The organism is Bifidobacterium hominis (assembly GCF_040095915.1).
In the GTDB taxonomy this organism is placed as follows: Bacteria; Actinomycetota; Actinomycetes; order Actinomycetales; family Bifidobacteriaceae; genus Bifidobacterium; species Bifidobacterium hominis.
On the sequence record NZ_JBBMFR010000004.1, the window covers coordinates 80,388 to 102,831 of the forward strand.

General features: G+C 53.3%; 21 protein-coding genes, 1 tRNA gene and 1 pseudogene. 8 read left to right on the forward strand and 15 right to left on the reverse strand.

Features of this window, described 5'->3' with window-relative positions:
• Positions 1 to 2: 2 nt before the first annotated feature.
• From argS to WMO36_RS04230, 4 genes are all read right to left on the reverse strand, one after another.
• Complete coding sequence (gene argS, locus WMO36_RS04215) at positions 3 to 1,793, reverse strand: arginine--tRNA ligase (protein ID WP_163236794.1); 1,791 nt, start codon at positions 1,791 to 1,793, stop codon at positions 3 to 5.
• Between the two features lie 31 nt (positions 1,794 to 1,824).
• Positions 1,825 to 3,207, reverse strand: coding sequence for an amino acid permease (locus WMO36_RS04220; protein ID WP_163236850.1), 1,383 nt, complete (start codon positions 3,205 to 3,207; stop codon positions 1,825 to 1,827).
• Between the two features lie 324 nt (positions 3,208 to 3,531).
• On the reverse strand, positions 3,532 to 3,921 hold the full coding sequence (locus WMO36_RS04225; protein ID WP_099571774.1) for a Rid family detoxifying hydrolase: 390 nt from the start codon (positions 3,919 to 3,921) through the stop codon (positions 3,532 to 3,534).
• An 805-nt stretch (positions 3,922 to 4,726) separates the two neighbouring features.
• The gene (locus WMO36_RS04230; RefSeq protein WP_228429001.1) at positions 4,727 to 4,927 is read right to left on the reverse strand and encodes an HNH endonuclease; all 201 of its coding nucleotides are present in this window, start codon (positions 4,925 to 4,927) and stop codon (positions 4,727 to 4,729) included.
• A gap of 503 nt (positions 4,928 to 5,430) precedes the next feature.
• Here WMO36_RS04230 and WMO36_RS04235 point away from each other — a divergent pair.
• The 5 genes from WMO36_RS04235 to WMO36_RS04255 all read left to right on the forward strand — a co-directional run bounded on the left by WMO36_RS04235 (position 5,431) and on the right by WMO36_RS04255 (position 10,551).
• Positions 5,431 to 6,309, forward strand: coding sequence for a ThiF family adenylyltransferase (locus WMO36_RS04235; RefSeq protein WP_304313847.1), 879 nt, complete (start codon positions 5,431 to 5,433; stop codon positions 6,307 to 6,309).
• Positions 6,293 to 7,480 carry a hypothetical protein gene (locus WMO36_RS04240; protein WP_278668997.1) on the forward strand — a complete coding sequence of 396 codons (1,188 nt, stop codon included), beginning with the start codon at positions 6,293 to 6,295 and terminating at the stop codon, positions 7,478 to 7,480. Before WMO36_RS04235 ends, WMO36_RS04240 begins: the two co-directional genes overlap by 17 nt.
• Before the next feature lie 19 nt (positions 7,481 to 7,499).
• Positions 7,500 to 8,246, forward strand: coding sequence for a class I SAM-dependent methyltransferase (locus WMO36_RS04245; RefSeq protein ID WP_349076938.1), 747 nt, complete (start codon positions 7,500 to 7,502; stop codon positions 8,244 to 8,246).
• A 21-nt stretch (positions 8,247 to 8,267) separates the two neighbouring features.
• The gene (locus tag WMO36_RS04250; RefSeq protein ID WP_307975593.1) at positions 8,268 to 9,608 is read left to right on the forward strand and encodes an MFS transporter; all 1,341 of its coding nucleotides are present in this window, start codon (positions 8,268 to 8,270) and stop codon (positions 9,606 to 9,608) included.
• A 385-nt stretch (positions 9,609 to 9,993) separates the two neighbouring features.
• Positions 9,994 to 10,551, forward strand: a complete 558-nt coding sequence (locus tag WMO36_RS04255; RefSeq protein ID WP_349076940.1) for a hypothetical protein — start codon at positions 9,994 to 9,996, stop codon at positions 10,549 to 10,551.
• A 195-nt stretch (positions 10,552 to 10,746) separates the two neighbouring features.
• On the opposite strand, the pseudogene WMO36_RS04260 reads toward WMO36_RS04255, so the two are convergent.
• From WMO36_RS04260 to WMO36_RS04270, 3 genes and pseudogenes are all read right to left on the reverse strand, one after another.
• Positions 10,747 to 11,277 (reverse strand): annotated as a pseudogene (locus WMO36_RS04260) (tyrosine-type recombinase/integrase).
• Positions 11,278 to 11,453: 176 nt separating this feature from the next.
• Positions 11,454 to 12,128 (reverse strand): hypothetical protein, encoded by a 675-nt coding sequence (locus tag WMO36_RS04265; RefSeq protein ID WP_349076942.1) that lies wholly within the window; start codon positions 12,126 to 12,128, stop codon positions 11,454 to 11,456.
• A gap of 42 nt (positions 12,129 to 12,170) precedes the next feature.
• The gene (locus tag WMO36_RS04270; RefSeq protein ID WP_303826165.1) at positions 12,171 to 12,359 is read right to left on the reverse strand and encodes a hypothetical protein; all 189 of its coding nucleotides are present in this window, start codon (positions 12,357 to 12,359) and stop codon (positions 12,171 to 12,173) included.
• Positions 12,360 to 12,392: 33 nt separating this feature from the next.
• Here WMO36_RS04270 and WMO36_RS04275 point away from each other — a divergent pair, with 33 nt between their 5' ends.
• Positions 12,393 to 12,668, forward strand: coding sequence for a hypothetical protein (locus WMO36_RS04275; RefSeq protein WP_349076944.1), 276 nt, complete (start codon positions 12,393 to 12,395; stop codon positions 12,666 to 12,668).
• A 359-nt stretch (positions 12,669 to 13,027) separates the two neighbouring features.
• Here the strand turns inward: WMO36_RS04275 and WMO36_RS04280 are convergent.
• Positions 13,028 to 13,101, reverse strand: a tRNA-Arg gene (locus tag WMO36_RS04280).
• Between the two features lie 482 nt (positions 13,102 to 13,583).
• On the opposite strand from WMO36_RS04280, the gene WMO36_RS04285 reads away from it, so the two are divergent.
• A complete protein-coding gene (locus tag WMO36_RS04285) occupies positions 13,584 to 14,222 on the forward strand; it encodes a CYTH domain-containing protein (RefSeq protein WP_349076945.1) in 639 nt (212 codons plus the stop codon).
• A 99-nt stretch (positions 14,223 to 14,321) separates the two neighbouring features.
• Here WMO36_RS04285 and WMO36_RS04290 read toward each other — a convergent pair whose 3' ends face one another.
• The 3 genes from WMO36_RS04290 to WMO36_RS04300 all read right to left on the reverse strand — a co-directional run bounded on the left by WMO36_RS04290 (position 14,322) and on the right by WMO36_RS04300 (position 17,609).
• Positions 14,322 to 15,281, reverse strand: coding sequence for a tetratricopeptide repeat protein (locus WMO36_RS04290; RefSeq protein ID WP_099571776.1), 960 nt, complete (start codon positions 15,279 to 15,281; stop codon positions 14,322 to 14,324).
• 103 nt (positions 15,282 to 15,384) lie between these two features.
• A complete protein-coding gene (locus WMO36_RS04295) occupies positions 15,385 to 16,383 on the reverse strand; it encodes a DUF8094 domain-containing protein (protein ID WP_099595050.1) in 999 nt (332 codons plus the stop codon).
• Positions 16,383 to 17,609, reverse strand: coding sequence for a hypothetical protein (locus WMO36_RS04300; RefSeq protein WP_349076948.1), 1,227 nt, complete (start codon positions 17,607 to 17,609; stop codon positions 16,383 to 16,385). Before WMO36_RS04300 ends, WMO36_RS04295 begins: the two co-directional genes overlap by 1 nt.
• A gap of 81 nt (positions 17,610 to 17,690) precedes the next feature.
• On the opposite strand from WMO36_RS04300, the gene WMO36_RS04305 reads away from it, so the two are divergent.
• Positions 17,691 to 18,647: an FKBP-type peptidyl-prolyl cis-trans isomerase gene (locus WMO36_RS04305; RefSeq protein WP_180753750.1), complete on the forward strand. Its 957-nt coding sequence runs from the start codon at positions 17,691 to 17,693 to the stop codon at positions 18,645 to 18,647.
• Between the two features lie 224 nt (positions 18,648 to 18,871).
• On the opposite strand, the gene nucS is transcribed toward WMO36_RS04305, so the two are convergent.
• The 4 genes from nucS to WMO36_RS04325 form a co-directional block, all read right to left on the reverse strand.
• Complete coding sequence (gene nucS, locus WMO36_RS04310) at positions 18,872 to 19,576, reverse strand: endonuclease NucS (protein WP_099571780.1); 705 nt, start codon at positions 19,574 to 19,576, stop codon at positions 18,872 to 18,874.
• A 177-nt stretch (positions 19,577 to 19,753) separates the two neighbouring features.
• Positions 19,754 to 20,032, reverse strand: coding sequence for a F0F1 ATP synthase subunit epsilon (locus WMO36_RS04315; RefSeq protein WP_034879774.1), 279 nt, complete (start codon positions 20,030 to 20,032; stop codon positions 19,754 to 19,756).
• Positions 20,032 to 21,513: a F0F1 ATP synthase subunit beta gene (gene atpD / locus WMO36_RS04320; protein ID WP_039199253.1), complete on the reverse strand. Its 1,482-nt coding sequence runs from the start codon at positions 21,511 to 21,513 to the stop codon at positions 20,032 to 20,034. Before atpD ends, WMO36_RS04315 begins: the two co-directional genes overlap by 1 nt.
• A gap of 8 nt (positions 21,514 to 21,521) precedes the next feature.
• On the reverse strand, positions 21,522 to 22,442 hold the full coding sequence (locus tag WMO36_RS04325) for a F0F1 ATP synthase subunit gamma (RefSeq protein WP_004223300.1): 921 nt from the start codon (positions 22,440 to 22,442) through the stop codon (positions 21,522 to 21,524).
• Between the last annotated feature and the right edge of the window lie 2 nt (positions 22,443 to 22,444).

Here is a 22,444-nt window from a genome sequence, read left to right on the forward strand (position 1 = left end):
GATCACATCCTGTCTGGGGCTGCGACGCCAAGCAGGTCAAGGCCTTCGGCGATAACCGTCTTGACTGCGTCATTGAGCTTCAAACGTGCAGCCGCACGAGCCGGTTCCGGAGCCTTGGCGATGCGCAGGGCTTCGGCCTGTTCGCCGCGAGCTTCCGGATCGGTGAGCTCCATAGGCACCACGCGTTCCACGTTGTACCACTTGTGGTAGGTGGCTGCAAGATCTTCCAAGTAGTGGGCCACACGATGCGGGGCGCGCAGGTCGCCGGCTTCGCGCAGCAGGGCCGGCCACTGGGCGAGCGCGGCAAGCACTTCGCCGTCGGCGGCGGTGTCGAGCAGACTCACGTCGGCACCCTCGTAGGTGATGTTTGCGGCGGCTGCGTTGCGGTCCACATTGCAGGAGCGGGCGTGCGCGTACTGCACGTAGTACACCGGATTCTCGTTGGAATGCGAAGCGAGCAGGTTCAGGTCGATATCGACCGGGGAATTGTAGTCGGTGCGTGCCAACGAATAACGAGAAGCATCCACGCCGATAGCGTCGGTCAGATCGTCGATGGTCACCACATTGCCGGCGCGCTTCGACATGCGCACTGCCTTGCCGTCCTTCAGCACATTGACGAGCTGGCCGATAAGAATCTGCATGTTTTCGCCAGGTTCGTCGCCGAATGCGGCGCACATGGCCATCATGCGGCCGATATAGCCGTGATGGTCGGCACCCAGCATGTAAATGGCGATGTCCGCCGGATCGTTGTCACGATGGCGCTTGTTGCGATAGTAAGCAATATCAGCTGCGAAATACGCGTAGTTGCCGTCGGACTTGATGATCACACGATCCTTGTCGTCACCATGCTTGGTGGATTCGAACCAGGTTGCGCCATCCTTTTCGTAAATGTCGCCGCGTTCACGCAGATCGGCGATCGCCTTGTCGACTTCGCCATCGGAATACAGGCTGTTCTCATGGAACCACACGTCGAAGTTCACACGGAAATCCTTCATGGATTTGCGGATTTCGTCGAACATCATCGGCACTGCACGCTTGCGGAATTCCTCACGCTGTTCGGAATCGCCCTCACCCAACGGATTGCCATCGTTGTCAACGCCACCGTCGACGCGCGGCAGATCGAGAATCGCAACACCGTCGGCATTTGCCTCATCGATGACGCGACGCGCGATCTCATCGATATAAGCACCCTTATAGCCGTCGATCGGGGTTTCCTCACCGTGGGCGGCCGCGACCAGCGACTTGGCGAAGCGGTTGATCTGCTCGCCGTGATCGTTGAAATAGTATTCGCGCACCACCTTGGCACCGTTCGCCTCAAGCACGCGGGCCATGGAATCTCCGACCGCGGCCCAACGGGTGCCGCCGATATGGATCGGACCGGTCGGATTGGCGGACACGAATTCAAGATTCAGGGTCTTGCCGGAAAGATGGTCGTTCTTGCCGTAGTTCGCTCCCTCGCCAAGCACAGTGTCAACCACGGCTGCGGCGGACGCGGAATCAAGCACAATGTTGATGAAGCCGGGGCCGGCCACTTCCACGGACTTGATGCCATCGGCATTGGCGAGTTCCGCAGCGAACAGTTCGGCGAAATCGTGAGGCTTCATGCCGGCCTTCTTAGCCAACTGCATGGCCGCGTTCGACGCCCAATCGCCGTGCGCACGGTCCTTCGGACGCATGACGGCGAATTTGGCCTGCGGAGGGATGAGATCGGTGGTCAGGGTGCCTGCCTTGCCTTCGTTCACAAGGTTGTTGGCAATATTGAAAATCAGTTCACTAAGCGCTTCTGGACTCATTCCTCCAAGTCTACCGATTATGCAGACAGAATCAGCCTTGCGTATCGCCCCGCGTAGCATCCTGCAGTTCGCCATGCTTCCTGCGCCAAGCCACCGAAGCGTAATAGCCGATATAGCAGATCGCAACGAACGGAATCATATACAGCAATGTGGAGCGCTGCGACGGATCGCAAATCACCAAAACCAACGCGCCAATGCACATCACAATCGCAGCGATCGGCACAAACGGAAAACCGGGGGCACGATACTTCAAATCGTCAACCGAATGGCCTTGAGCAAGCCACTGCTTGCGGAAACGCAAGTGGCAGACGGAAACCGACGCCCACACCACCAGCGTGGCCAAGCCGGAAACCGCAACCAACGCCAAATACACCGTCGAGGCGGCAACCACGGAAGACAGCAACGCCAACAGCGATCCGGCCATACTGAAGAGCACCGCGAACACGGGCACACCATGGAAATTCGTCTTGCCGAGCGCGCGCGGAATCATACCCTCCTGCGCAAGCGACCAAACCATACGCGAGCACACATACAAGCCGGAATTCGCAGCGGACAGCACCGCCGTCAACACCACGAAATTCATCACATCGCCGGCAAACGGCATGCCGATCGACTGGAACACGAGCACAAACGGACTCGCGTCGACACCCGACTGATGCCACGGAATCAGCGCGGACATCACCGCGATCGAGCCGATGAAGAAAATCGCAAGACGCAACACCGTGGTATGCACGGCCTTCGGAATCGCCTGCGCCGGATCCTTCGTCTCCCCCGCCGCAACACCAACGACCTCAGTGCCGGAAAACGCGAACACCACCGTCAGCAGCGTCGAGAAAATCGGCAGCACACCATTCGGGAGCCAGCCATCATCATAGAAATTCTCAAACAGCGGAGCATGATCGTAACCGGCAATTGGAATCGCACCAAACATGGCAAGCAAGCCGACCACAATGAACACGATAATCGCGAACACCTTAATGGACGCAAACCAGAATTCCGATTCGCCATACAGCCTCACCGACAGAATATTGAGCATGAACACCACCGCAATGAAGGCGGCGGACCAAATCCACGCGGGCGAATCAGGAAACCAACGTTGCATCAGCAGACCGGCTGCCGTGAATTCCGAAGCGAGCGCCACCGCCCAATTCAGCCAATACAGCACGGCGATGGTGAACGCGGTGCCGGGACCGATGAAACGCTTCGCATACAGGTGGAAGCTGCCCGCATACGGCATGGCCACCGACAGTTCGCCGAGGCTGAGCATCACAAAATACACAAGCATGGATCCGATGCCATACGCGATGATCGCGCCAAGAGGGCCGGCTTGGTGAATCGTGTAGCCGGAGCTGAGGAACAAGCCCGTACCGATCACGCCACCCAGCGAAATCATGGTCAGATGGCGGGTTTCCATCTTGCGTTCAAGACCGCCCTGCTCGGCTTCAGCGGATTCAGCGGCGTCAGTGCCTGCAGTAGATGCGTTGACTTGCGATTCGGCCATGCGCGACTGCTCCTTCATATTTGGCTGGGCGCGTTCTTGCGTTTGCATGCGTTTGCATGCGTTTGCACAATACCCAAACGCATTACTATACGGAAATCGGTGGAAACATGTTGCCTGCTGTTCACTTTTGCGGCAATCATGAGGTTGCATAAACAAAACAGGCTCGCATGCAGCGTAAGAAACCGCATACGAGCCTGAAAAGGAATTCCCTGGAGATTTGCAATCAGCGCACTGAAATCAGAGCACAGCGATGGCGTCGATCTCGACGAGAGCGCCCTTCGGAATGTTGTTGCCGCCGAACGCGACGCGGGCCGGCTTCACGGAACCGATGAAGGCCTGCGCGTACACGTCGTCGATCTCATGGAAGTCTTCGACGTTCTTCATGTAGATGGTGGCACGGCAGACGTGCTCGATGCCTGTGCCTGCTGCGTCAAGAATGTGCTTGATGTTCTTCAGCGCCTGGGATGCCTGCTCGCCGGCAGTTTCGCCAGCCAGTTCGCCGGTGGCCGGGTCGATGCCTAGCTGGCCGGAGACGAACACGAAACCGTTGGCTTTCACAGCCTGGCTGTAAGCGCCCAGAGCCGCCGGGGCTTCAGAAGTCGCAACCTCTTCCATCTTCTCGCTCATAATGTTTCTCCTCTGAAGAATGTGTTATTGCATCTTGCTTGCGTTCAGGCCGCGGCAAACCACGACAACGCAATCTCAAACAATCACTGTACCCATGGAATCGACGCGCATTGTCCCATGTTCCAAATACCGGCTCAGCGCCCCGGCCCTTCACATGTCTTTGTGGTGGGCTTGATGGGGATCGAACCCACGACCTTCTGTTCAGATCTAGGATAGATTGGTTTGGACGACTTGGATTGGTTAGGTCTGGAATCGTTGGAAAATCAACGTTTTCAGACCGCGTGTTTCTTGATTGGCTTTGCTCGTGACAGCGTATCCGAGAGATTATTGTGTCTGAATCGTGTCTGGAGAGGCGCTGCTCGTAACGCAACAAACGACTCTCCAACGAGCGATTATGCTACGCCCATACCCAACCAAACTGGATCGGCAACGTTCAAATCATCAGCAACGCAATACGCATCTTCTTCTCAAGATAAGAAATAATACAGCAAATAATTATATGTATCTTATGACGCTTCGACTTATACTTTGAACTAATTTTTTTGATATTCCGAACTGCACTTTTGATACCAACTAGTGGCATGAATATGAAGACTAAGACGAACGAATACGTTAACACTTGCAATATCCACATTTCTTGACTGTTTTGTCCGCCTTTATATCTTCGGCACGGTTCTTGCAAACGACATCGCTCTTATTCGAGTTCACTTTCCAGTCCTTAGGTTTATTCTTGCCGCGCTGTCTCTTGCACTTTGACCTAGCCATGTCTCTTTCTCCCTTAATTGTTTACCCACATCTATTTGGATTAGAAACTCCAAACCGACGTTTTGAACGGGATGGCCGTGGGTTTAAGCGCCGGTGTACCGTTGGCGGCCCGTCGCGCCCATGCAAGGCTCTTGTCGTTTTTCAACTGGTTGCAGCAACGATGCGTCTTCTGCAGATTCCTCAAGTCCGTCGCGCTGCCGCCTCGACTGACGGGAATGATCTCGTCCACTTCCACGCTCATCGGATCCGGCTATTTGACCGTGTCGTCTATGGGTTTACCGCAGATGCCGCACGGCGTTTGTTGTGCGAGCACTCGTTGGCGTGCAAGATTGCGGGCCTGACGGTTGAAGTGTCAAGGATCCCGGCAGTTCCGTCCATGAGGCATGTTGGTTGGGTTGGGCGATTGCCGCCCATTCGTCGGGCTGGTAGGTCACAATGTGACCATCAGAGAACAATGAGTGAAACAGGACACAGAATGACAGCGTCACTCAACGAAAGGGGGCGATTATGGACGAGAAGACTGACGAGTTTGTTGTTGAAGATGAATTGATTGATGATACACATGTTGTAATGGTTCACCGTTGCTAATACATTTTCATTCGTCAAAAAACGATTGTGGGGTACTATTCATTCGTGGATGGCACCCCACATTAGTGAGGGCAAGAAATGTATATAGCGTTTAGACCAGATATAGAAGTAACTTATACAAATGGGAGGTTACTTTTAGCCAACGAAGCACGAACCGTGAGTGTTCAAAACGTCTCTGAACGAGATATGGAGTTCATTAATCAGCTTAAAATAGGCTTGGATACTCAGGAATATGAGTCGTATCTGCAGTCGCATAAAAGAATCGCTAGCATTGTAAAGATTTTCGAAGATAGGCAGCTTCTTTATATTCGTCGAAATGAAGTCTTGTCCCAAGACGATAGAACACTCGGGTATTGGGCCGCGAAGGGGCTAGATCCTCAAGAGGCATCGGAAAAGATCTCCAATTCTAAAGTGCTGATACTAGGAATGGGTGGTACTGGATCAGTTATTTTTCAACATGTACTAGCTGCTGGTATCAAGAACATCACAATTGTGGACGATGATTGCGTTGAGCAGTCGAATCTGAACCGACAGTTCATATACAAGAACAGTGATATTGGAAAAACCAAAGTTAATGCAGCACAGTGTTATGCTACTACGTACTTTGGTGCTAGTACACATGTTAGAGGATTGCAAAAAAGTATCACTAATAAAGAGGACTTAGATAGAATTATCGAGCAAGAAGGAAAATTTGATCTGGCTGCTATCTGTATTGATCGACCGACAGGTGTAATAAGCAGTATCTGCGAACAGGCCTTGATAAGTCAGGGTATTCCATGCATTTTCGGTGGTGTTGGCATACGAAAAGGGTTCTTTGGTCCCGTGCGGACGGAATTGTCGAATACAAGTCGAGAAATTTACGAGCATCAGCGTGGTATCTCATATTCATTTGGACCGACTAATACTATAGTAGCAGCATTTATGGCACAAGAAATATTAGAATATTTGGCTGGCGTACCCCAGAGTAAAGCAACATTTAATCTAAATTTTGAACGATATTCGTTGGTAAAGAAAAATAATGAAGGACAAGAATAAGAGAATCTCTGTGGATGTAATTCCAAAGCGCTTATTCGCCAACAGTGAAGACTGGACGGGGATTTATGTTTCAAGATCTGCCGTTCTTCCGCTATTACGCGAAAAGACCGTTGGAACCCAAGCTGGCGTTATTGAAAAGACAGAACGTCTAAATTCGAATTCATGGTTAATTAGACTAAATCGTTCTATTTCTAATCGTTACGAGATTAATTCGAGCACAATTCTGAGTTCTTGGCGTAGGCTTGCAAAAGCGCATTCTGGTATGGGCTCTTTGTTGCGTGTCATGCGCAAAGCTCAGGCTATAGATCCACTGTCAATGAGAGTAGAAATGGCTGAGAGCATGGACGATATACAGTCCTATTTCGCACATCCTTTACTTGGCGTACCTATTGAAGAACAAGAACCGTTGGTTAGCCCCGCCACGCTAACTATGCGAGGCACCAGCGGTTCAGAAGTAACGTTTTGTAAATATGATAACTTTTACACGGCAGCAAATGAATATGAAAAAGGCAATCTAGATGCTTTAACAGGCGTCGGTGTTCCCACTACATACTGGAGTGAATTTACAAACACAGTTAATAACTGTATGTTTGACACAACGTTGCATGTTGCTATCGCTGTTCCCTCAGAGTATTACAGTCTTGCTGATAGAATCATGAACTTACCTTTTTCGCAACTTGAGGAACAAACCAAAGGCCAGTTCAGCGCAACAAGCTATCCGTCGCAAGAGATTAGAAACAACTTCGAAAAAGAATTCACCATCACATATCCTGATTTTCCACCCAATAAAGAGATTTGTGCTTGGCTATCAAAACAATTAGCAGAAAAATACGATATCCAGTTACGTTGTAAAGAGATATCGTACACCGATTATCTCAATAATGAAATGCAGGATGAACGTGTCCTAAGATTCATGATTGAGACTGATCCCTGGGCTGGCCCTGAGAGTATCCTATCGCTTACTTTTCCTCGTTCAAATGACAATTTGAATACAACTAATCCAAGTCATTCAAAGATGGAAACACAATCCAGTTTCAATGTCGAACGTGCACATGTAGAAGGTGTGGTACGCATAGGGCGGTTACGAGGATTAAAAATTACCCATTTAATTCATGTGGGCGAAACGCGCACAGGGTGGATTGGCTGGGATGACGATTTATTTTATTTATGAGTGAGAGAAGATAAAGAATATGAAATATTTAGAGGAAAATAAAAAGTATTGGAATGCAAACACGGAAAAATATGTAAGTTCCCACCCTGAATTTGCGAATGCAAAACTTTTTCCATCATGGGGGATATGGTATAGGAGCGAGACAGAGCTCAAATTGCTTGAAGAAATTCGCCCTGATTCCAAGCTTTTAGATATCGGTTGTGGCGTCGGTCATAATTTAGTCGGCTGGGCCGAACGTGGCATGGATTGCTATGGAATTGATCTTTCGCAAAGAATGATTGATATCGCTCGACAGCATGGTAGGTGTCAATATCAATGTGCACCCGTAGAAAGCATGCCGTTCCCCGATAATTTCTTCGATATAGCATACTGTAACCATGGTGCATTTGACTTCTCTTTGCCTGCCCCAGCATTACGTGAAGTCAATCGAACTTTGAAGATACATGGATATCTAGTAATTTGCACGTATTCCGAACTAGCACAACTCTGCTACTCAAGAGTAAATGGGCGGATGGAAAAACAACTCTCAAATAAATTCAAAAACATAAGATTAGAGAAAAACAGCAAGAGCCCTTTGGTAGTGTCTTTGAGCCACAGTGCATGGATTGACACTTTCCAGCAGTCCGGCTTTCGAGTAATCCGTTTGGTGGAGCTAACCGCAAATGAAAAAGACCAAGAATTTTTCCATGAAAGCCCAGATATAGACTGGGCATCTCAATGGCCAGCAGAAGATATATGGAAAGTTGAAAAAATAAATGAACTGTAAAGTAAATCAAAAAGGAGCATAATGCGTAATCAAAATACTCACATGTTACGTGCGTGGTTGAAGCAAATTTTTATTTCTCGTCCGTTTGCTCGGATTATTTCGGGGCAGCTGATTTCGGCTGCGGGCAGTAATGCGACCGCGGTGGTGATTCCTCTGATCGCGGTGATCACCTTGCAGGCGTCCTCGTTTGAAGTGGGTGTGCTGAATGCTGCGCAGTCAATCGCTGCAGCAATATTAGGCATTCATATCGGACGTTGGTGCGACCAGATTGGCCCCGATAAAACTATGCTTGCCTCGAATCTGATCGGCGTGGCATCGACCGGTCTGCTGTGCGCGGGTGTGTTTACCGGCTTCATTTCGCTCCCCGCCCTGATTGTGCTTATGTTGGCGGTGGGCATCGCGCAGCTTGGTTTTGATATTGCTCGCACGGGCTATACGGTGGCGCTGGTACCGAAAGAACAACTGCCTCATGCAAACTCACTGATCGAGGGCGCAAGTGCTGTTGGTGAGGGCATTGGCCCGAGTTTTGGCGGCTGGTTGTTTTCTTCCATCGGTGCGGCGTTTGCCCTGCTGTTTGACTGCGCAACGTACGTGTGTAGTTCGCTGCTCGTGCTGCTCAATGTGCGTGAGTATCGGCAGACATTTGCACAGTTTGACGCGCAGGAACGTGCGGCAGCAGACGAGGACAGTGGCGAAGGTGATAACGAGAGCCTTACTGAGGACATCAAGTCGTCTAAACAGGGTTTGCGGTTCGTGTGGAAGAATGGCGTGATTCGTTCGATCGCCTGTTCCGCTGGCCAGTTTAATTTCTTTACTGCCGCTTTTTTCACCGTTTACTACGTGTTCGTGGTGCGTGAACTGCATATGAGCGCACTGACAGTGGGTTTTGCTGAAACCTGTAGTGGCATTGCCGGGATCGCTAGTGCTGCTGTAGCCAGTCCATTGATGAAACACGTAGCTGCTGGACCATTGTTCTTGGCTACGATGCTTGGTCCTACGCTTGCCGCCCTGCTGATACCGTTGGCTGGCTTTCTGCTCGGCAATCCGCCGCTGGTAGTGCTGGTGGTGTGTGTCGCACAGTTTGCGTGGAGTTTTACGATTACGATTAACCTGATTGTAAGCGAGTCGATTAAGCAGGTGGTCACTCCCGAGCATATGCTTGGACAGGTCAGCTCGGTAGAACGGGTGATCGCGTTAGCGGCTGAGCCTATTGGTGCGCTTGCAGGTGGCGCTGTTGCAGGACTATTAGGTAATGGCTTCGCGCTATACCTGTGCGTTGTCGGGCTTGCTACTTCGATTCTTTGGGCGCTCGGCAAGCACGGCATTCTCTCCTTTGCACAACCACAAGAATGGGGAGAATAAGCAAAATTCATACATTAGAAATATCGTCGCCCGGTTTGGGTGATGCGGTGTCCTTTGGCGTTTTTTGAGGGAGCAGTTCTACTGTTTGAACGGTATGCAAGATGAGCTTACAATCCCCTCTGTCGCGTGTTGGCGGGTGCCGTGATGCCTGTTACGCAAGCGGTTTCTGTTATCTTGTAGTGAGGCTTGGCGAGCTTCACGGCACCCGGATGAATTGAATAGACCTCGCCGGCGAAAGGAGGAAAGCCCGGCGGGTGGGAGGGAAGTCTTTACGATTGCCTTGGTGTTCCTTGCATTGAACGGCGACACTATCATCTTCTCCGCGTTGCAGTTTTCCTGCAAGTGAAAGACGACAACGACGCTGCCAGTGGATAGCATTGCAGATATGGATATTGGAACGATCATTTCCAAGGGGAAAGAACTTGTCGGATTATCATGGAAAACCATCATTCTATGCCTAGGTGCTGTATGCGGATGGTTAATCGTAGGTGGCTGCATTGAGAAAGTCGCCCCTCTTCAGTTTTTAGATCTTTCTTTACGCTGGCTTGAACTCCCTAATATTGATGTTGTTTCAATTGAAAAATATATTCTGAATAGAGCAGCGGCATTCCAAATACTAGCGATAATACTTGCTCTTATGGTCGCAGTTTTTGCATATTTTGAAAATATGGTAGGAGATCTTTTAACGGGGACATATGGAGCTGTAGCAAATATAAGTTTATTATTAATAATTATTCTCGATATTTCATGGTTATTTTGGTTGTGCTTCGTCGTGTTAACGATCGAAATGTGGATTTTGGCCTATATGAAGATAGGCGACGATAACTATAAAATCCTAGGAGTTTTCGCATTTTCGATACTCTTAATATCCACACTCTTATACCCACTATTGCTACTAGCAAGAATACTGTTCCCATCTCCAAATTCTGCGGGTAACAAATAGTCGAACCACCTGTTACTTGCGGAATTACTACATTAAGGACTTTTATTCTTCTTTGTATCAAGGGTAACGGGAGCCGCAGAAGGGAACGCACTTAGAACGCAGACATACGAATGTCCATATAGCTGTGCGCTACTTGAGCTACCTGAGATCGTTTATCCGTTCATATGGCAGTGCCCGTTAATTGACGGGCACTGGTTATGCGGCTTGTGCCAGCGGTACGGTTCCGCCAACCGGGGCAGCGGGAGTAAGTGCTTTGTCACGTGCACACCCCGCGGCCTGAGCGACTTCGCCAAGCCGCTCAGGCCAAAGCGCCGCATATGCGTCTAGGGTCATCGCCGCCGCGGCATGACCAAGTTGTTTCTGCAGGGTCTTTACGTCAACGCCGTTTGCGATTGCTATCGACGCGTAGGTATGACGCAACGAATGCGGGGTGATGCCATTATCTTCCATGCCTGCATTCCGAACTGCTCGATTGAAGACTCAATTGCGCCATGTACGCACGTACAATGGGCCGCCGTGCTTACCTCGGAACACGTAATCGCTCTCCGAAAGACCCGCCACGTATTGTCGCAACGCATCCCGAAGGAATACGGGCATGGCAATTGTTCGAGACGTCCCGTTCTTCGGCAGTCCCAATGTGGCGTTGCCGTTTTTGTCATCTGTCCATGTTCTGCGGATCCTTGCGCGGCAATGGGCGAGGTCAAGATCCCGAACCGTCAGTGCCATCGCCTCGCCAATACGGACGCCGATATATGCGAGGAAACGGACGAGCAACGCGTGTGTGTTCGTCGTGTCGTCCGGCCATGTCTCGATTCCCTTAATCACTTTGGGGTGTTTGCCGTAACGTCCCGCCTGTGTGGCGAGTTGTTCGACTTCGGGAATGGTCAGGACACCATATCGTCCTATTTGACCCTCTTGGGCGTGATTACTTTGTCGATAACGTTTTCAGCAAGATAGTCGTGTTTGACTACAAAGTCCAAGACGCTGCACATGACGACTCTGACGATGTTCTTGATGCTTGATGGCGGCAGAGGTTTTGGCTTGCGCATCACGCCATGCTTGTCCAGCGGAAGTTCGGTCTTGTAGTTCCCGGCCACGAGATCATTGACCCAGCTTTGCACGTCTTTGACGGTGATGCCCGAAAGCAGTACGTCGCCCCACTGCGGATAGACATACACCCGCGTGTCCCGCGTATACCGACCCAGCGTAACATCCTTGATATCAACTTTGGATTGGGGCCATTCCTCCGCAACCACTCGGAAAAGATGATGCCCAGCATTGGGATCGCGGTAGCGTCCCGCTCGGATATCGTCCTCCATCGCGGCCTTGAAGCTTTCCGCATCGGACAGTTTCTCGAAATACCTGCTTTTCTGGATGTTCTTGCCGTCGCTGTCGGCGACGTACCAGCGAACGCGCCAACGCTTGCCCGTGCCGTATATGCTGGTGCGCCATTTCTCCGGTACGCGAGCCTTTGCCAGATCCTTGGTGTTGGCGAGTGAGCGTTTTGCCGCACTGCTTGGCACTGCGCCATCTTCGGCGGTTCGTAGCCAGCGGTCATCGATGATCACGCGTGCCATTGTTTGTCATCTCCTTTCGTGGTTCGTAGTTAGTTTGTTGGTTCAGTAGCTGATGACGATTCGGAATCGCCATGGTTCGTTTTCGAGGATCTCCTGCATCGTCATGATGACGTTGAACGTGACGTGCAGTTCGTTGGCGATCCTGTACGGGCTGGCTCCGTAGATCCGTTCGGCCCGCGCGTAGTCGTTAGGTCGATGAGGCGCAACGCCGTCTCCCACCGGATCCCGCACGGAGTGGAGTTCTCCAACCTTGCCTTTTATCGTATGAACGGACAGGTGCAACGCATCGGATCCGATGACCCGATGTTTGGCAACCCCTATGAAATCTCTTTGGATGCAGCGTACGGCGATAATTTGGTCGCCCAAGCCGGACACCTGCTTCATTTCGTGACGGCCGACAGTCATGGCGCGGAGAATTTGGAGCGTCTGTTCGCGGCTTCGCTGCTACAACCGCATCTGCACCTGTTTTGGGTGATTTATGGCGGTGGCGGTAACGGTAAGGGCATACTGCTGGGTTCCCTCCGCCAGACTTCTCCCTGACTGAGTTCTGCCGTGAACGCGACCGCGTTGTTGGGCGGAGGAAATGGGCGCAACCCGTTTTCCATAACCGTGCGACCTTGGCGATCGCGTCCAACACTGCAATCCATCGAAGCGTTGAACCGTCGTCGGGTATTCGTGCGGATGTGTGACGGAAGGCAGGAAAACGAGTTTGCGGAACTGCAAGGCCGGAATCCGTCTTCCCGCAAGCACCATTCGCTCATGGATCCGCAGGGGCAGACTCCAACCCGAGCCGGACGGCACCCTGCAACTCAGTGCGCTTGCCCCCTCTCCGGCAACGTGCGAAAATCGGAATGAAATAGCAAAAAGTCCGCCTCCACATCAGGAAGCGGACTTACTTGTGGGCCCGAAGAGATTCGAACTCTCGACCTTTCGCTCCGGAGGCGAACGCTCTATCCAGCTGAGCTACGGACCCAAACAATCTGTTTAGTGTAGCACTTCAACCAACCAAATCGTCGGTCGACCACACATGCCGATTTCTGACCGATAAACCTGGACACCGAAGGTAATCCATCATCGTGTCTAATCGTGTCTGGCTCAGATTTCACCAGAATTCAATTATCCGTACTCGCCAAGCAGGAGTAGGGCTGGGAACACATGCCAGCAGATATGCTACCGGAACCTTCTGTTCCGGAGACAGACGCTCTATCCACTGAGCTACAAACCCGTGCGTCAACCTACTTTACACTGCCTTGAGATGAAAGCGACACTTTTTACGGAAAAATGATCTTTGAATCTTAATCATCATGTTGGCAAAGTAAGCATGAATGGGTTTTCGGCAACATACCCAACTACGAAGGGGAGGTGACGGGTGTAGAACGGGGAATGAAGAGTATTACGTCATAATTTGCGGCACAATAACGTCATTTACCGCGTATTTTCCACTAGACTGAGAATATGGTTGAGGATTCAGGCAAAAATATAGGCGATTTCGAATACATGCGCCGTTTTTTCTGCCGTGCTTTGCCAACGCAGTTGGATGACAGCGACAGTCCGACATTAATCGTGCAAAGTTATTACGTTCATCAGGATAATTACGCGTTGCGCGTACGATTGAAAACAAAGTCCGTTCGCATCGCCATGACTCCGGACCTCGACCCGATGGCCGTGCTCGAAAAGTATCGCGACGAATTCCAGCTTGGATCAGTCACCGTGAAGGGGCCGTCCGTAGGAGGCACGCGCTATGAGGCGAGCCGAGACTTGGATTCGCGCATCGCAGGAGAGCTCATCAAACGCGGCGGACACGTAACCATCAAAAACCGTTTCACCGACTGGATCGACGAAGATGGCTGGAACATCGACGTATTCGGCGGCACCAACGCTCCCCTGATCATTGCGGAAGCGGAACGTATCGGACCCGTCACCAATCTGGTGATCCCGAAATTCTGCACCACCGAAATCACCGACCAATCGCGGTTCAGCAATGAAGGACTTGCAGCGAATCCATATTCACGATGGAAATCCGAATTCGAAGCCGAACTGGAAGCGGACGGACCGCAATTCCTTGACTATTTCGGCACCAATCGTATGGAATAAGTCTTTTTTTTAAAAAACAACCGTAGGCCGTAAAGAACGATTTGGTTGTCAGCCTACGGTTGAACGGTACCCAAAACGGTATCTAAGTCAATAAACGTATCAGTACATAAGCGTGGCGAGGCGACGGCGGGCGCGCTTCAACCGCTCGTCGGTCGGCTCGGGAATCGTGAAATATTCCAGCAGACGCTTGCGCACCGGTTCAATATCAGCCTTGTGACCGGCCGCAACGAAATCCAGCAAACGGTCGAACGCATCCTGAATCTGACCGCCGATCATATCAATGTCAGCAACGGCAAGCTGCGCTTCAACATCATCAGGGTTGTCGGCAGCGGCGGCACGTACCTCACGCACGTTCGCATTGGCGGAACGGGCCAACAGCAACGCCTTCGCACGCTCGCGGGCTGCGCGGGCATCGTTCGGATCGGCTTCAAGCACCTTCTCGTACGCGGCTGCGGCACCAGCGTAATCGCCCTGCTGTGCCAGCATATACGCCTCCTGATGCTCCGGAGGCACCTCCTGAGCGCCGGCGGCGGAATTCGCCGCATCGGAATCCGGATCGCCCGAATACGGCGCGGAACCGGTCACTCCAGCCTGCTGGGCGGCAGCAACCAGATTCGGAATCGCCGCGTCCACGATCTGCTGCATTTCCTCGGCAGACGGCAAGCCCTGCAGAATCGGCATCGGGCGGCCGTTGATCAACGCGAACAACGCGGGAGCACCCTGCACTTGGAACGCTTGCGCGATTGACGGATTCGACGCGATATCAATACGAGACAGCTGAATCTGGCCGTTTAACTGGTTCACGGCATCGCCCAACTGGCGTGCCATGTCGAACAGGCGATCATCGGTCGGCACCCACAGCAACAGCAGAATCGGGAACGTGGCCGACGTCTGCACCATGGCCTGGAACGTGTTCTCCGTGGTGTCGATCACGTAACCCCCAGCGGCCGGAGCGCCTCCAGCCTGCCCCGGTTCGGCCTTCACCTGATGCTTCAACGCTTCAAGATCGACGGCCCCCGCCAAGGAAACTCCCGGATTAAACGGCCTTTGACCTGCCATGCTTGCCTCCTAAATATCAACAATCAACAACATTAAGCGCCCAGCGCAACACGCATCGCAAACGTTCGCCCCAAGCTTACGCGCAATCGCGCAATCGCGACGATTACAGCGCCTCAACCCTGACCGGCTGGCGTTCGGAACCGACTGAGGTAATCTTCTCGCCGGAATTTGCCGGAGGCACGTACAGCGCGATCACATTCACATACGTGGTTTTCATGGTGCTGGTGGCTTGACCGTTGCCAAACAGCGCTTTTTCCGCATCGGAAGCGGGCTGCGATTCACGTCCGGCACCAGCGGAACGCGTCCATTCGGAATTGATCTGCGCCACTACCAAGTCGCCACCATCCGCGGAACGCATGACGCTGATGGCACCGTCAACCGGCGTGAACACCTGCTGCTGCGATCCCTCGTTCAGCTCCATGGCCTTCTGCACCTGTTCGGTCAGATCGGCAAGCTTCGTACGCAAATCATCGTCGGCGAACTGCTGCGCATACTGGCTGGCCGCACCATTCTGCAACACGTCGGCATATGCAGCGACCGCATCCTTCGGGGTCATGACCAGACCGGTGTCTTTTTCCGTACCCTGCTCGCTGCCGGTCTTGGAAATCTCGAAACTCGGCATCTTCACGCCCGAAAACAGTCGCGCCACACCCCACAGCTTGTAGTTTTGGCGTGCGGAATCCTGACGGAACACCAGCAGACGCTTGGATTGCTGGTCGTCCGTGGTGGAAGTAATGGAAAACACCGAACGTGGCCATCCACTATCTGTGGAGATCACAGCCTGCGCCAGACCGGTTGGAATCGTGGTCTTGCGGTCAAGATTGCCCGTGACCTGCGCCACATGAAGTTCGCTTGTGCGAATCTCAAGTTCCGGCCCCTCCAAAATCGAGCCGAGGGCGTCGATATTGCGGTCGTTATTGCACTGGTCAAGCGTTGTGAGAATATCCGTACGGATGGTTTTCTCCTGCTTGGCGGTCAGATTCGGCGCATCCTGACGTTGCGTGGTTTTCGGCTGCGGCAGCTGCCCCTCGCATCCGCACATGCCAACGACCATTCCCAATGCGAGCACGGCCGCCGCGATTGCGTTGAAACGCTTCTTCATCACTTGGCCTCCTCGTTGTCAGGTTCGTCGGACTTGTCGTTGTCGGATTCGTCGTTTTCGGATGTTTCGTTGGATCCGACCGACTCGGCCGTTACGGCCATTTCGTCAACTTCGTTAGGCACGTTGATTTCATCGGATACCGCGAATTCTACAGATCCCGAGGCCGCTGCGGCCGCACTGCTTTCCTCTTGTGCGAGACGTGCGAAATATGCGGCAAGCTCGTCTGGCGAGATCACGGAAGTCTGTTCGAAATCGTCGTTTTCGTCAACGCCACCAGTGGCAGCATTCTGCTGGTCGGCAACCAAATTTCGAGCGGAAGGATCGACAATCGTAGGTTGCGCCGTCTCGTTCTGCGTGTTTTCCGAAACGGTCGCACGATGGCTCGCATGGCGACGACGCGTACGCTTCGACCCGCTCTTTTCACTACGGGCGGCACTCGCTTCGGCGTTCTTCACCCATGCGGCAACCTCATCATCGTCTCCCTGCGTGGAACCGATGCCATCAACCATGGCAAACGCGCGCTTATTGCGACGCTTATGCGGAGGCATGGCGAACACGGAAGCCGAAAGTACCGCAAGTATTGCCAGCAATCCGCCGGAAAGATAGAACGGCATGGCGAAATTCAGCAGCGAACGACGGGTCCAGTCAAGCACGACCGAGCCTCCCTTGCGATCGCCGTAATCGATGATCGCAACGGAATCCTCGGCATTATTCGTATTAGCACCCTTGATCTGCATGTCAACGGAACCGGCATTGCATTTGACTGTGCGCCACATGTCGGAATCTTGGAACGCGACCTGGCCTTCGGAATTATCGGCGGTGCCCTGAGCCGTGGCCTTCAGCGTGGACAGGGTGGACCAGTCCGACAATCCGGTAACGCGCGTGTATTTGGATCCCGCAATCCAACCGGCAATATCGCGGGCGGAACCGATGGCGATGCACACGTTCGCGGATTTGTCGCGGGACTTCGCCGAAATGTTGACGTGATCGTCAACCAACTGCAACACATTCGGATCAGTGACCACATACTGCGATCCCGTAACCGCAGCGGACGCCGTGACCTGCGTCGAAGGCTTCCAAATCGTCGCGTTCAAGACGCCAAGTACGATGCAAGCAACGGCAAGCAATCCGAAAATAGGAGTGACAATGCCACGCATGATCTTAGCGTGTCGCGTAGGACCCGCCTTGGACTGCGGTTTTTCCTGTTCATCCTGCAATAAAGTCATAGCACTCTCCATTCTACATTGCCCCTCTGCAAAAGCCTGAAAAAACTATGAAAATCAATGATTGACGCTAAGGTTGAGCCTATGCGCAAATCTACTCTTTTCAAAGCCGTCGCAGCCGCTTGCACAACGATCATGTGCCTGGGTTTCGCGGCATGCGGAAGCTCCGACACGAAGTCTGATACCTCCTCCGATTCATCTTCCTCTTCCTCCAAATCCTCGTCGAAAATGAACCAGATCGCCGGAGTGACCGCCACAGGCAAGCCCGGAGAGAAGCCGACCGTCTCCTTCAAAACCCCTATGACGGTGGAAGACAACAGTTACGTCGTACTGCAGAAAGGCAATGGCGACCAGATCGAAGAGGGCGACCGCATATGCACGCAAGGCATCGCCATCAACGTCAAAGATGGTTCCGAATTGGCGAGCACATGGGAGAAAAACACCCCCGATTGCTCTACTGTGGTCACCTCCAACACCAGTCAGATGACTGAGAGTTATTACAACATTTTCAAGGATCAGAAGATTAATGCCACGCTTGCGTTCGGCGTGAACGATTCGAATTCCGCTGGCACATCGTATTTGATGGTGCTCACGATCGTGTCGAAGTCGAAGGATCTGACGAAGGCCACAGGCACGAAGGTGCTTGACGTACCTGCCGATCTGCCGAAGGTCACGCTTGCGAAGGATGGCAAGCCGTCGATCGACATGAATGGTTATAAAGGTTCCGACACATTGGTTTCGCAGGATTTGATCAAGGGCAAGGGTGCCGAGGTCAAGGATACGCAAACCGTGGTCGCTCACTATACCGGCTGGCTGCTTGACGGCACGCAGTTCGATTCCTCGTGGGATCGCGGCACTTCGTCGAGCTTCTCGCTTGACGAAGTGATCGCCGGTTGGAAGCAGGGCCTGGCAGGCCACACCGTTGGCTCGCAGGTGCTGCTGGTAGTGCCGCCGGACCTCGGCTACGGAAACAAGGATTCCGGTAAGATTCCGGCGAACTCCACGCTGGTCTTCGTGGTCGACATTCTCGCCGCCTACTAAAACACCACGTTTCGTGGGCCAAAGCCTTGCCCACGAGGAGCGAATGCGGCAATGCATGTGTGGCAAGGCGTACCGCGGAAAGGCGTGCAAAAGTACGTCGACCGAGGTACCGCCTTGCGCGGCCTTCGCAACAAGTTGCTCACTTCGTCTACGGGCAGTCCTCCGGATTGTCCGTTATACGGCTCAGCGCGACGACACTCCGTTGCCGCTCGCTAGGCTTGCATCTAAAAGAGTCTTAAGGAGTCGTCTTCAGTGCCCTTCATTTCGTCATAGTCGAGGATCAGACAGTCGAAGCCGCGGTCTTGGGCGAGCACGCGGGCTTGCGGGGTGATGGTCTGCGCGGCGAAAATACCACGTACGGGGGCTAGCAGAGGATCGCGGTTGAGCAGTTCGCAGTAGCGGGTGAGTTGCTCAACGCCGTCGATACCACCGTTTCTCTTGATTTCGATGGCAACATGCTTGCCACTGGCGTCAATAGCCATGATGTCGACCGGCCCAATGGCAGTCGGATATTCACGGCGCACGAGCGTCGCCCCCTCACCGATGCGTTCGATCTGTTCAGCCAAGTATTTTTGCAGATGGTCTTCGACGCCATCTTTGATCAGTCCTGGATCTTCGCCCAAATCGTACGTTTCATCGGAATAAATATGCTGTAAGGTCACTTCGAGCACGTCATTGGATTTGTCTGCCGAAGCACGGATGACTTTCTGCGGCACTTCCGTTTCGGCATCGTCATCGGCATGATCCGGAGTGATGTCTTTGATGGTGCAGGGCGCCGCCATCCAATTAAGCGGCTTGTACGATCCGAGTTCGGAAAAAATCAGCAGACTGTTGTCGGCTTTGATGAGCAGCACTCGCTTGGCGAGCGGCAAGGACGCATTCAAACGTCCGGAATATTCGGCAGAGCAATCAGCAACAATAATTCGCACGAGGCACTACCCTACCATGATTGCCGTAAGCCCCGAATCTGTGATAAATGCAATCTTTTTTGATCAATACCGTTTTTGAAAAGAAAAACGGCCTGTCTGCCGCAACTGCATCAATCGCAATCATATGCGATTGCTGCAATCACAACAGACAGACCGTCAGAAGTATGCTACCGAGTGCTACTCGGCCATCTTGACGTCACGTCCACGCTCAACCGCAACGGTGAGCTTGTTCGAATCGAAGGAGATGAAACCGTCGGTCACTTCGAAGGAGCGACGGCTGCCATCCGGATCCACCACAACGATGGTTCCTTCCTTGATTACGGTCAATACAGGCTCGTGGTTGGGCAGGATGCCCATTCCGCCTTCAGAAGCCGGAATAGTGACGGACTTCGCCGTACCGTGCCACACAGGGTGGTCGGCGGCGACGATGTTCACCTGCATTGTCAATCCGGCCATCACGCACCGTATTCCTTCTGCATGTCGTGCCACTTCTTCTCGAGATCGTCGATGCCGCCGATACCGGAGAATGCCTGCTCCGGAACGTCGTCATACACACCGTCGCAAATACGGGTGAAGGCTTCGATGGTCTCGTCGGCCGGCACGTAGGAGCCCGGACGACCAGTGAACTTTTCAGCGACGTAGAAGTTCTGGCCGAGGAACTGCTCGATCTTGCGGGCACGGTTCACAGTGGTCTTGTCTTCTTCGCCGAGTTCGTCGATACCAATCAGGGCGATGATGTCCTGCAGCTCCTTGTTACGCTGCAGAATCGCCTTGACGCGGTTCGCGCAATCGTAGTGAGCCTGGCCCACGTAACGCGGATCAAGGATTCGCGAGGTGGAGCTCAACGGATCCACTGCCGGGTAGATACCCTTGGAAGCGATGTCACGGGAAAGCTCGGTGGTTGCATCCAGGTGGGCGAAGGTCGTTGCAGGAGCCGGGTCGGTGTAATCATCGGCCGGCACGTAGATGGCCTGCAGCGAGGTGATGGAGTGGCCGCGGGTCGAAGTGATTCGCTCCTGCAGGGCACCCATTTCGTCAGCCAGGTTCGGCTGGTAACCCACTGCGGACGGCATACGGCCGAGCAGGGTGGACACCTCAGAACCAGCTTGGGTGAAACGGAAGATGTTATCGATGAACAGCAGCACATCCTGGTTCTGCACGTCACGGAAGTACTCTGCCATGGTCAGTGCGGTCAGCGGCACGCGCAGACGGGTACCCGGCTGCTCATCCATCTGGCCGAAGACCAGTGCGGTCTTCTCAAGAACGCCAGCCTCGTCCATTTCGCCAATCAGATCGTTACCCTCACGGGTACGCTCGCCGACGCCTGCGAACACGGACACACCGCCGTGGTTCTGGGCGACTCGCTGGATCATTTCCTGAATAAGCACGGTCTTGCCGACGCCTGCGCCACCGAACAGACCAATCTTGCCGCCCTGCACGTACGGGGTCAGCAAATCGATGACCTTAATACCGGTTTCGAACATCTGGGTCTTGGATTCCAGCTGATCGAATGCCGGCGGATTGCGGTGGATAGGCCAACGCTCGGTAACCGTGATGGTCTCGTCATCCTTCTTGTTGAGGATGTTGCCGGACACGTCGAACACGTGGCCCTTGGTCACATCGCCAACAGGAACGGAGATCGGACCGCCGGTGTCAAGCACGGTGGCGCCACGAACGAGGCCGTCAGTCGGCTTCAGGGCCACGGTACGCACGGTGGAGTCGCCGAGGTGCTGTTCGACCTCAAGCGTAATCTTCTTCGTGGTTTCGCCCTCTTCGTTGGCGGTGTTGGTCAGCTCAACGGTAAGTGCGTTGTAAATGTCGGGCAGGTGGCCCACCGGGAATTCGACGTCGATAACCGAACCCTGGATACGCGTGACGCGTCCAGCGGTCGGCTCTGCAGCCGTCTCGGGAGCCGCTGTGGTCTGATTCTCAGCCATATGCGTTCCTACTCTTCCTTCTTATTCAGCGCGTCGGCGCTGCCGATGATTTCGGTAAGTTCCTGGGTAATCGAAGCCTGTCGCGAAGCGTTGAGCTTGCGGGTCAGGTCGTCGATCAGGCTGCGGGCATTGTCTGTAGCCGTATGCATGGCGTTCTGTCGGCTTGCAGTCTCGGATGCCGCCGCTGTGAGCAGGCATTCATGAATACGGGACTGGATGTACTTCGGCAGAATCGCGTCAAGCACTTCGTCGACGCTCGGCTCGAACGCATAAAGCGGGGTCGCGGCATCGGCATCGGATTCGGGCACAGGGCCGGAGTCCTGCTGTTCCGGAAGTACGAGTTCAACGGGCAGCATACGCAGCACGCGCACCTTCTGAACAACCATATTCACGAATTCGGTGAACACGATGTAGAGTTCGGAAACTCCACCTTCGCTCGCCGGCTTCATGTAGGCGTCCATCAGGGCCTTCGAGATGGACTCTGCGACTTCCACGCCGGGCTGGTCGGTATCGCCTTCCCAAGTACCGGCAACATCACGATTGCGGTACTTGTAGTACGTCACACCGCGACGACCATACACATACAGTTCCGGCTGCTTGCCTGCCGCATCGAGGCGGGCCAGCAGCGATTCCGTTTCGCGGATGATCGAGGAGGTGTACGGCCCTGCCATACCACGATCCGAAGTGAGGGCGAGGACAGCCACACGAGGGTTGTCCTCGTCCTTTTTCACGATCGGATGGTCAATATGGGTATGGGCCACCAGCGCTTGCACGGCGTCGAAAATCGCATCGGTATACGGCTTCGCGTTCAAGGCGACGTCACGTGCCTTGGCGATGTGCGAAGACGCGATCATCTCCTGCGCGTTGAAGATTTTCTCCAACGACGCGGTGGAGGCGATCCTAGATTTCAATGCGAGTTGCGAGCCCATGG

Bases quoted from the DNA above. Each gene is read 5' to 3' on its own strand.
- WMO36_RS04255 (WP_349076940.1), top strand. From the start codon at position 9,994: ATGGATATTGGAACGATCATTTCCAAGGGGAAAGAACTTGTCGGATTA.
- WMO36_RS04240 (WP_278668997.1), top strand. From the start codon at position 6,293: ATGAAGGACAAGAATAAGAGAATCTCTGTGGATGTAATTCCAAAGCGC.
- WMO36_RS04265 (WP_349076942.1), bottom strand. From the start codon at position 12,128: ATGGCACGCGTGATCATCGATGACCGCTGGCTACGAACCGCCGAAGAT.
- argS (WP_163236794.1), bottom strand. From the start codon at position 1,793: ATGAGTCCAGAAGCGCTTAGTGAACTGATTTTCAATATTGCCAACAAC.
- WMO36_RS04300 (WP_349076948.1), bottom strand. From the start codon at position 17,609: ATGACTTTATTGCAGGATGAACAGGAAAAACCGCAGTCCAAGGCGGGT.
- WMO36_RS04295 (WP_099595050.1), bottom strand. From the start codon at position 16,383: ATGAAGAAGCGTTTCAACGCAATCGCGGCGGCCGTGCTCGCATTGGGA.
- WMO36_RS04325 (WP_004223300.1), bottom strand. From the start codon at position 22,442: ATGGGCTCGCAACTCGCATTGAAATCTAGGATCGCCTCCACCGCGTCG.
- WMO36_RS04225 (WP_099571774.1), bottom strand. From the start codon at position 3,921: ATGAGCGAGAAGATGGAAGAGGTTGCGACTTCTGAAGCCCCGGCGGCT.
- WMO36_RS04285 (WP_349076945.1), top strand. From the start codon at position 13,584: ATGGTTGAGGATTCAGGCAAAAATATAGGCGATTTCGAATACATGCGC.
- WMO36_RS04245 (WP_349076938.1), top strand. From the start codon at position 7,500: ATGAAATATTTAGAGGAAAATAAAAAGTATTGGAATGCAAACACGGAA.
- WMO36_RS04275 (WP_349076944.1), top strand. From the start codon at position 12,393: ATGAACGGACAGGTGCAACGCATCGGATCCGATGACCCGATGTTTGGC.
- WMO36_RS04305 (WP_180753750.1), top strand. From the start codon at position 17,691: ATGCGCAAATCTACTCTTTTCAAAGCCGTCGCAGCCGCTTGCACAACG.
- WMO36_RS04250 (WP_307975593.1), top strand. From the start codon at position 8,268: ATGCGTAATCAAAATACTCACATGTTACGTGCGTGGTTGAAGCAAATT.
- WMO36_RS04230 (WP_228429001.1), bottom strand. From the start codon at position 4,927: ATGAGCGTGGAAGTGGACGAGATCATTCCCGTCAGTCGAGGCGGCAGC.
- WMO36_RS04220 (WP_163236850.1), bottom strand. From the start codon at position 3,207: ATGGAAACCCGCCATCTGACCATGATTTCGCTGGGTGGCGTGATCGGT.
- WMO36_RS04315 (WP_034879774.1), bottom strand. From the start codon at position 20,032: ATGGCCGGATTGACAATGCAGGTGAACATCGTCGCCGCCGACCACCCT.
- WMO36_RS04290 (WP_099571776.1), bottom strand. From the start codon at position 15,281: ATGGCAGGTCAAAGGCCGTTTAATCCGGGAGTTTCCTTGGCGGGGGCC.
- atpD (WP_039199253.1), bottom strand. From the start codon at position 21,513: ATGGCTGAGAATCAGACCACAGCGGCTCCCGAGACGGCTGCAGAGCCG.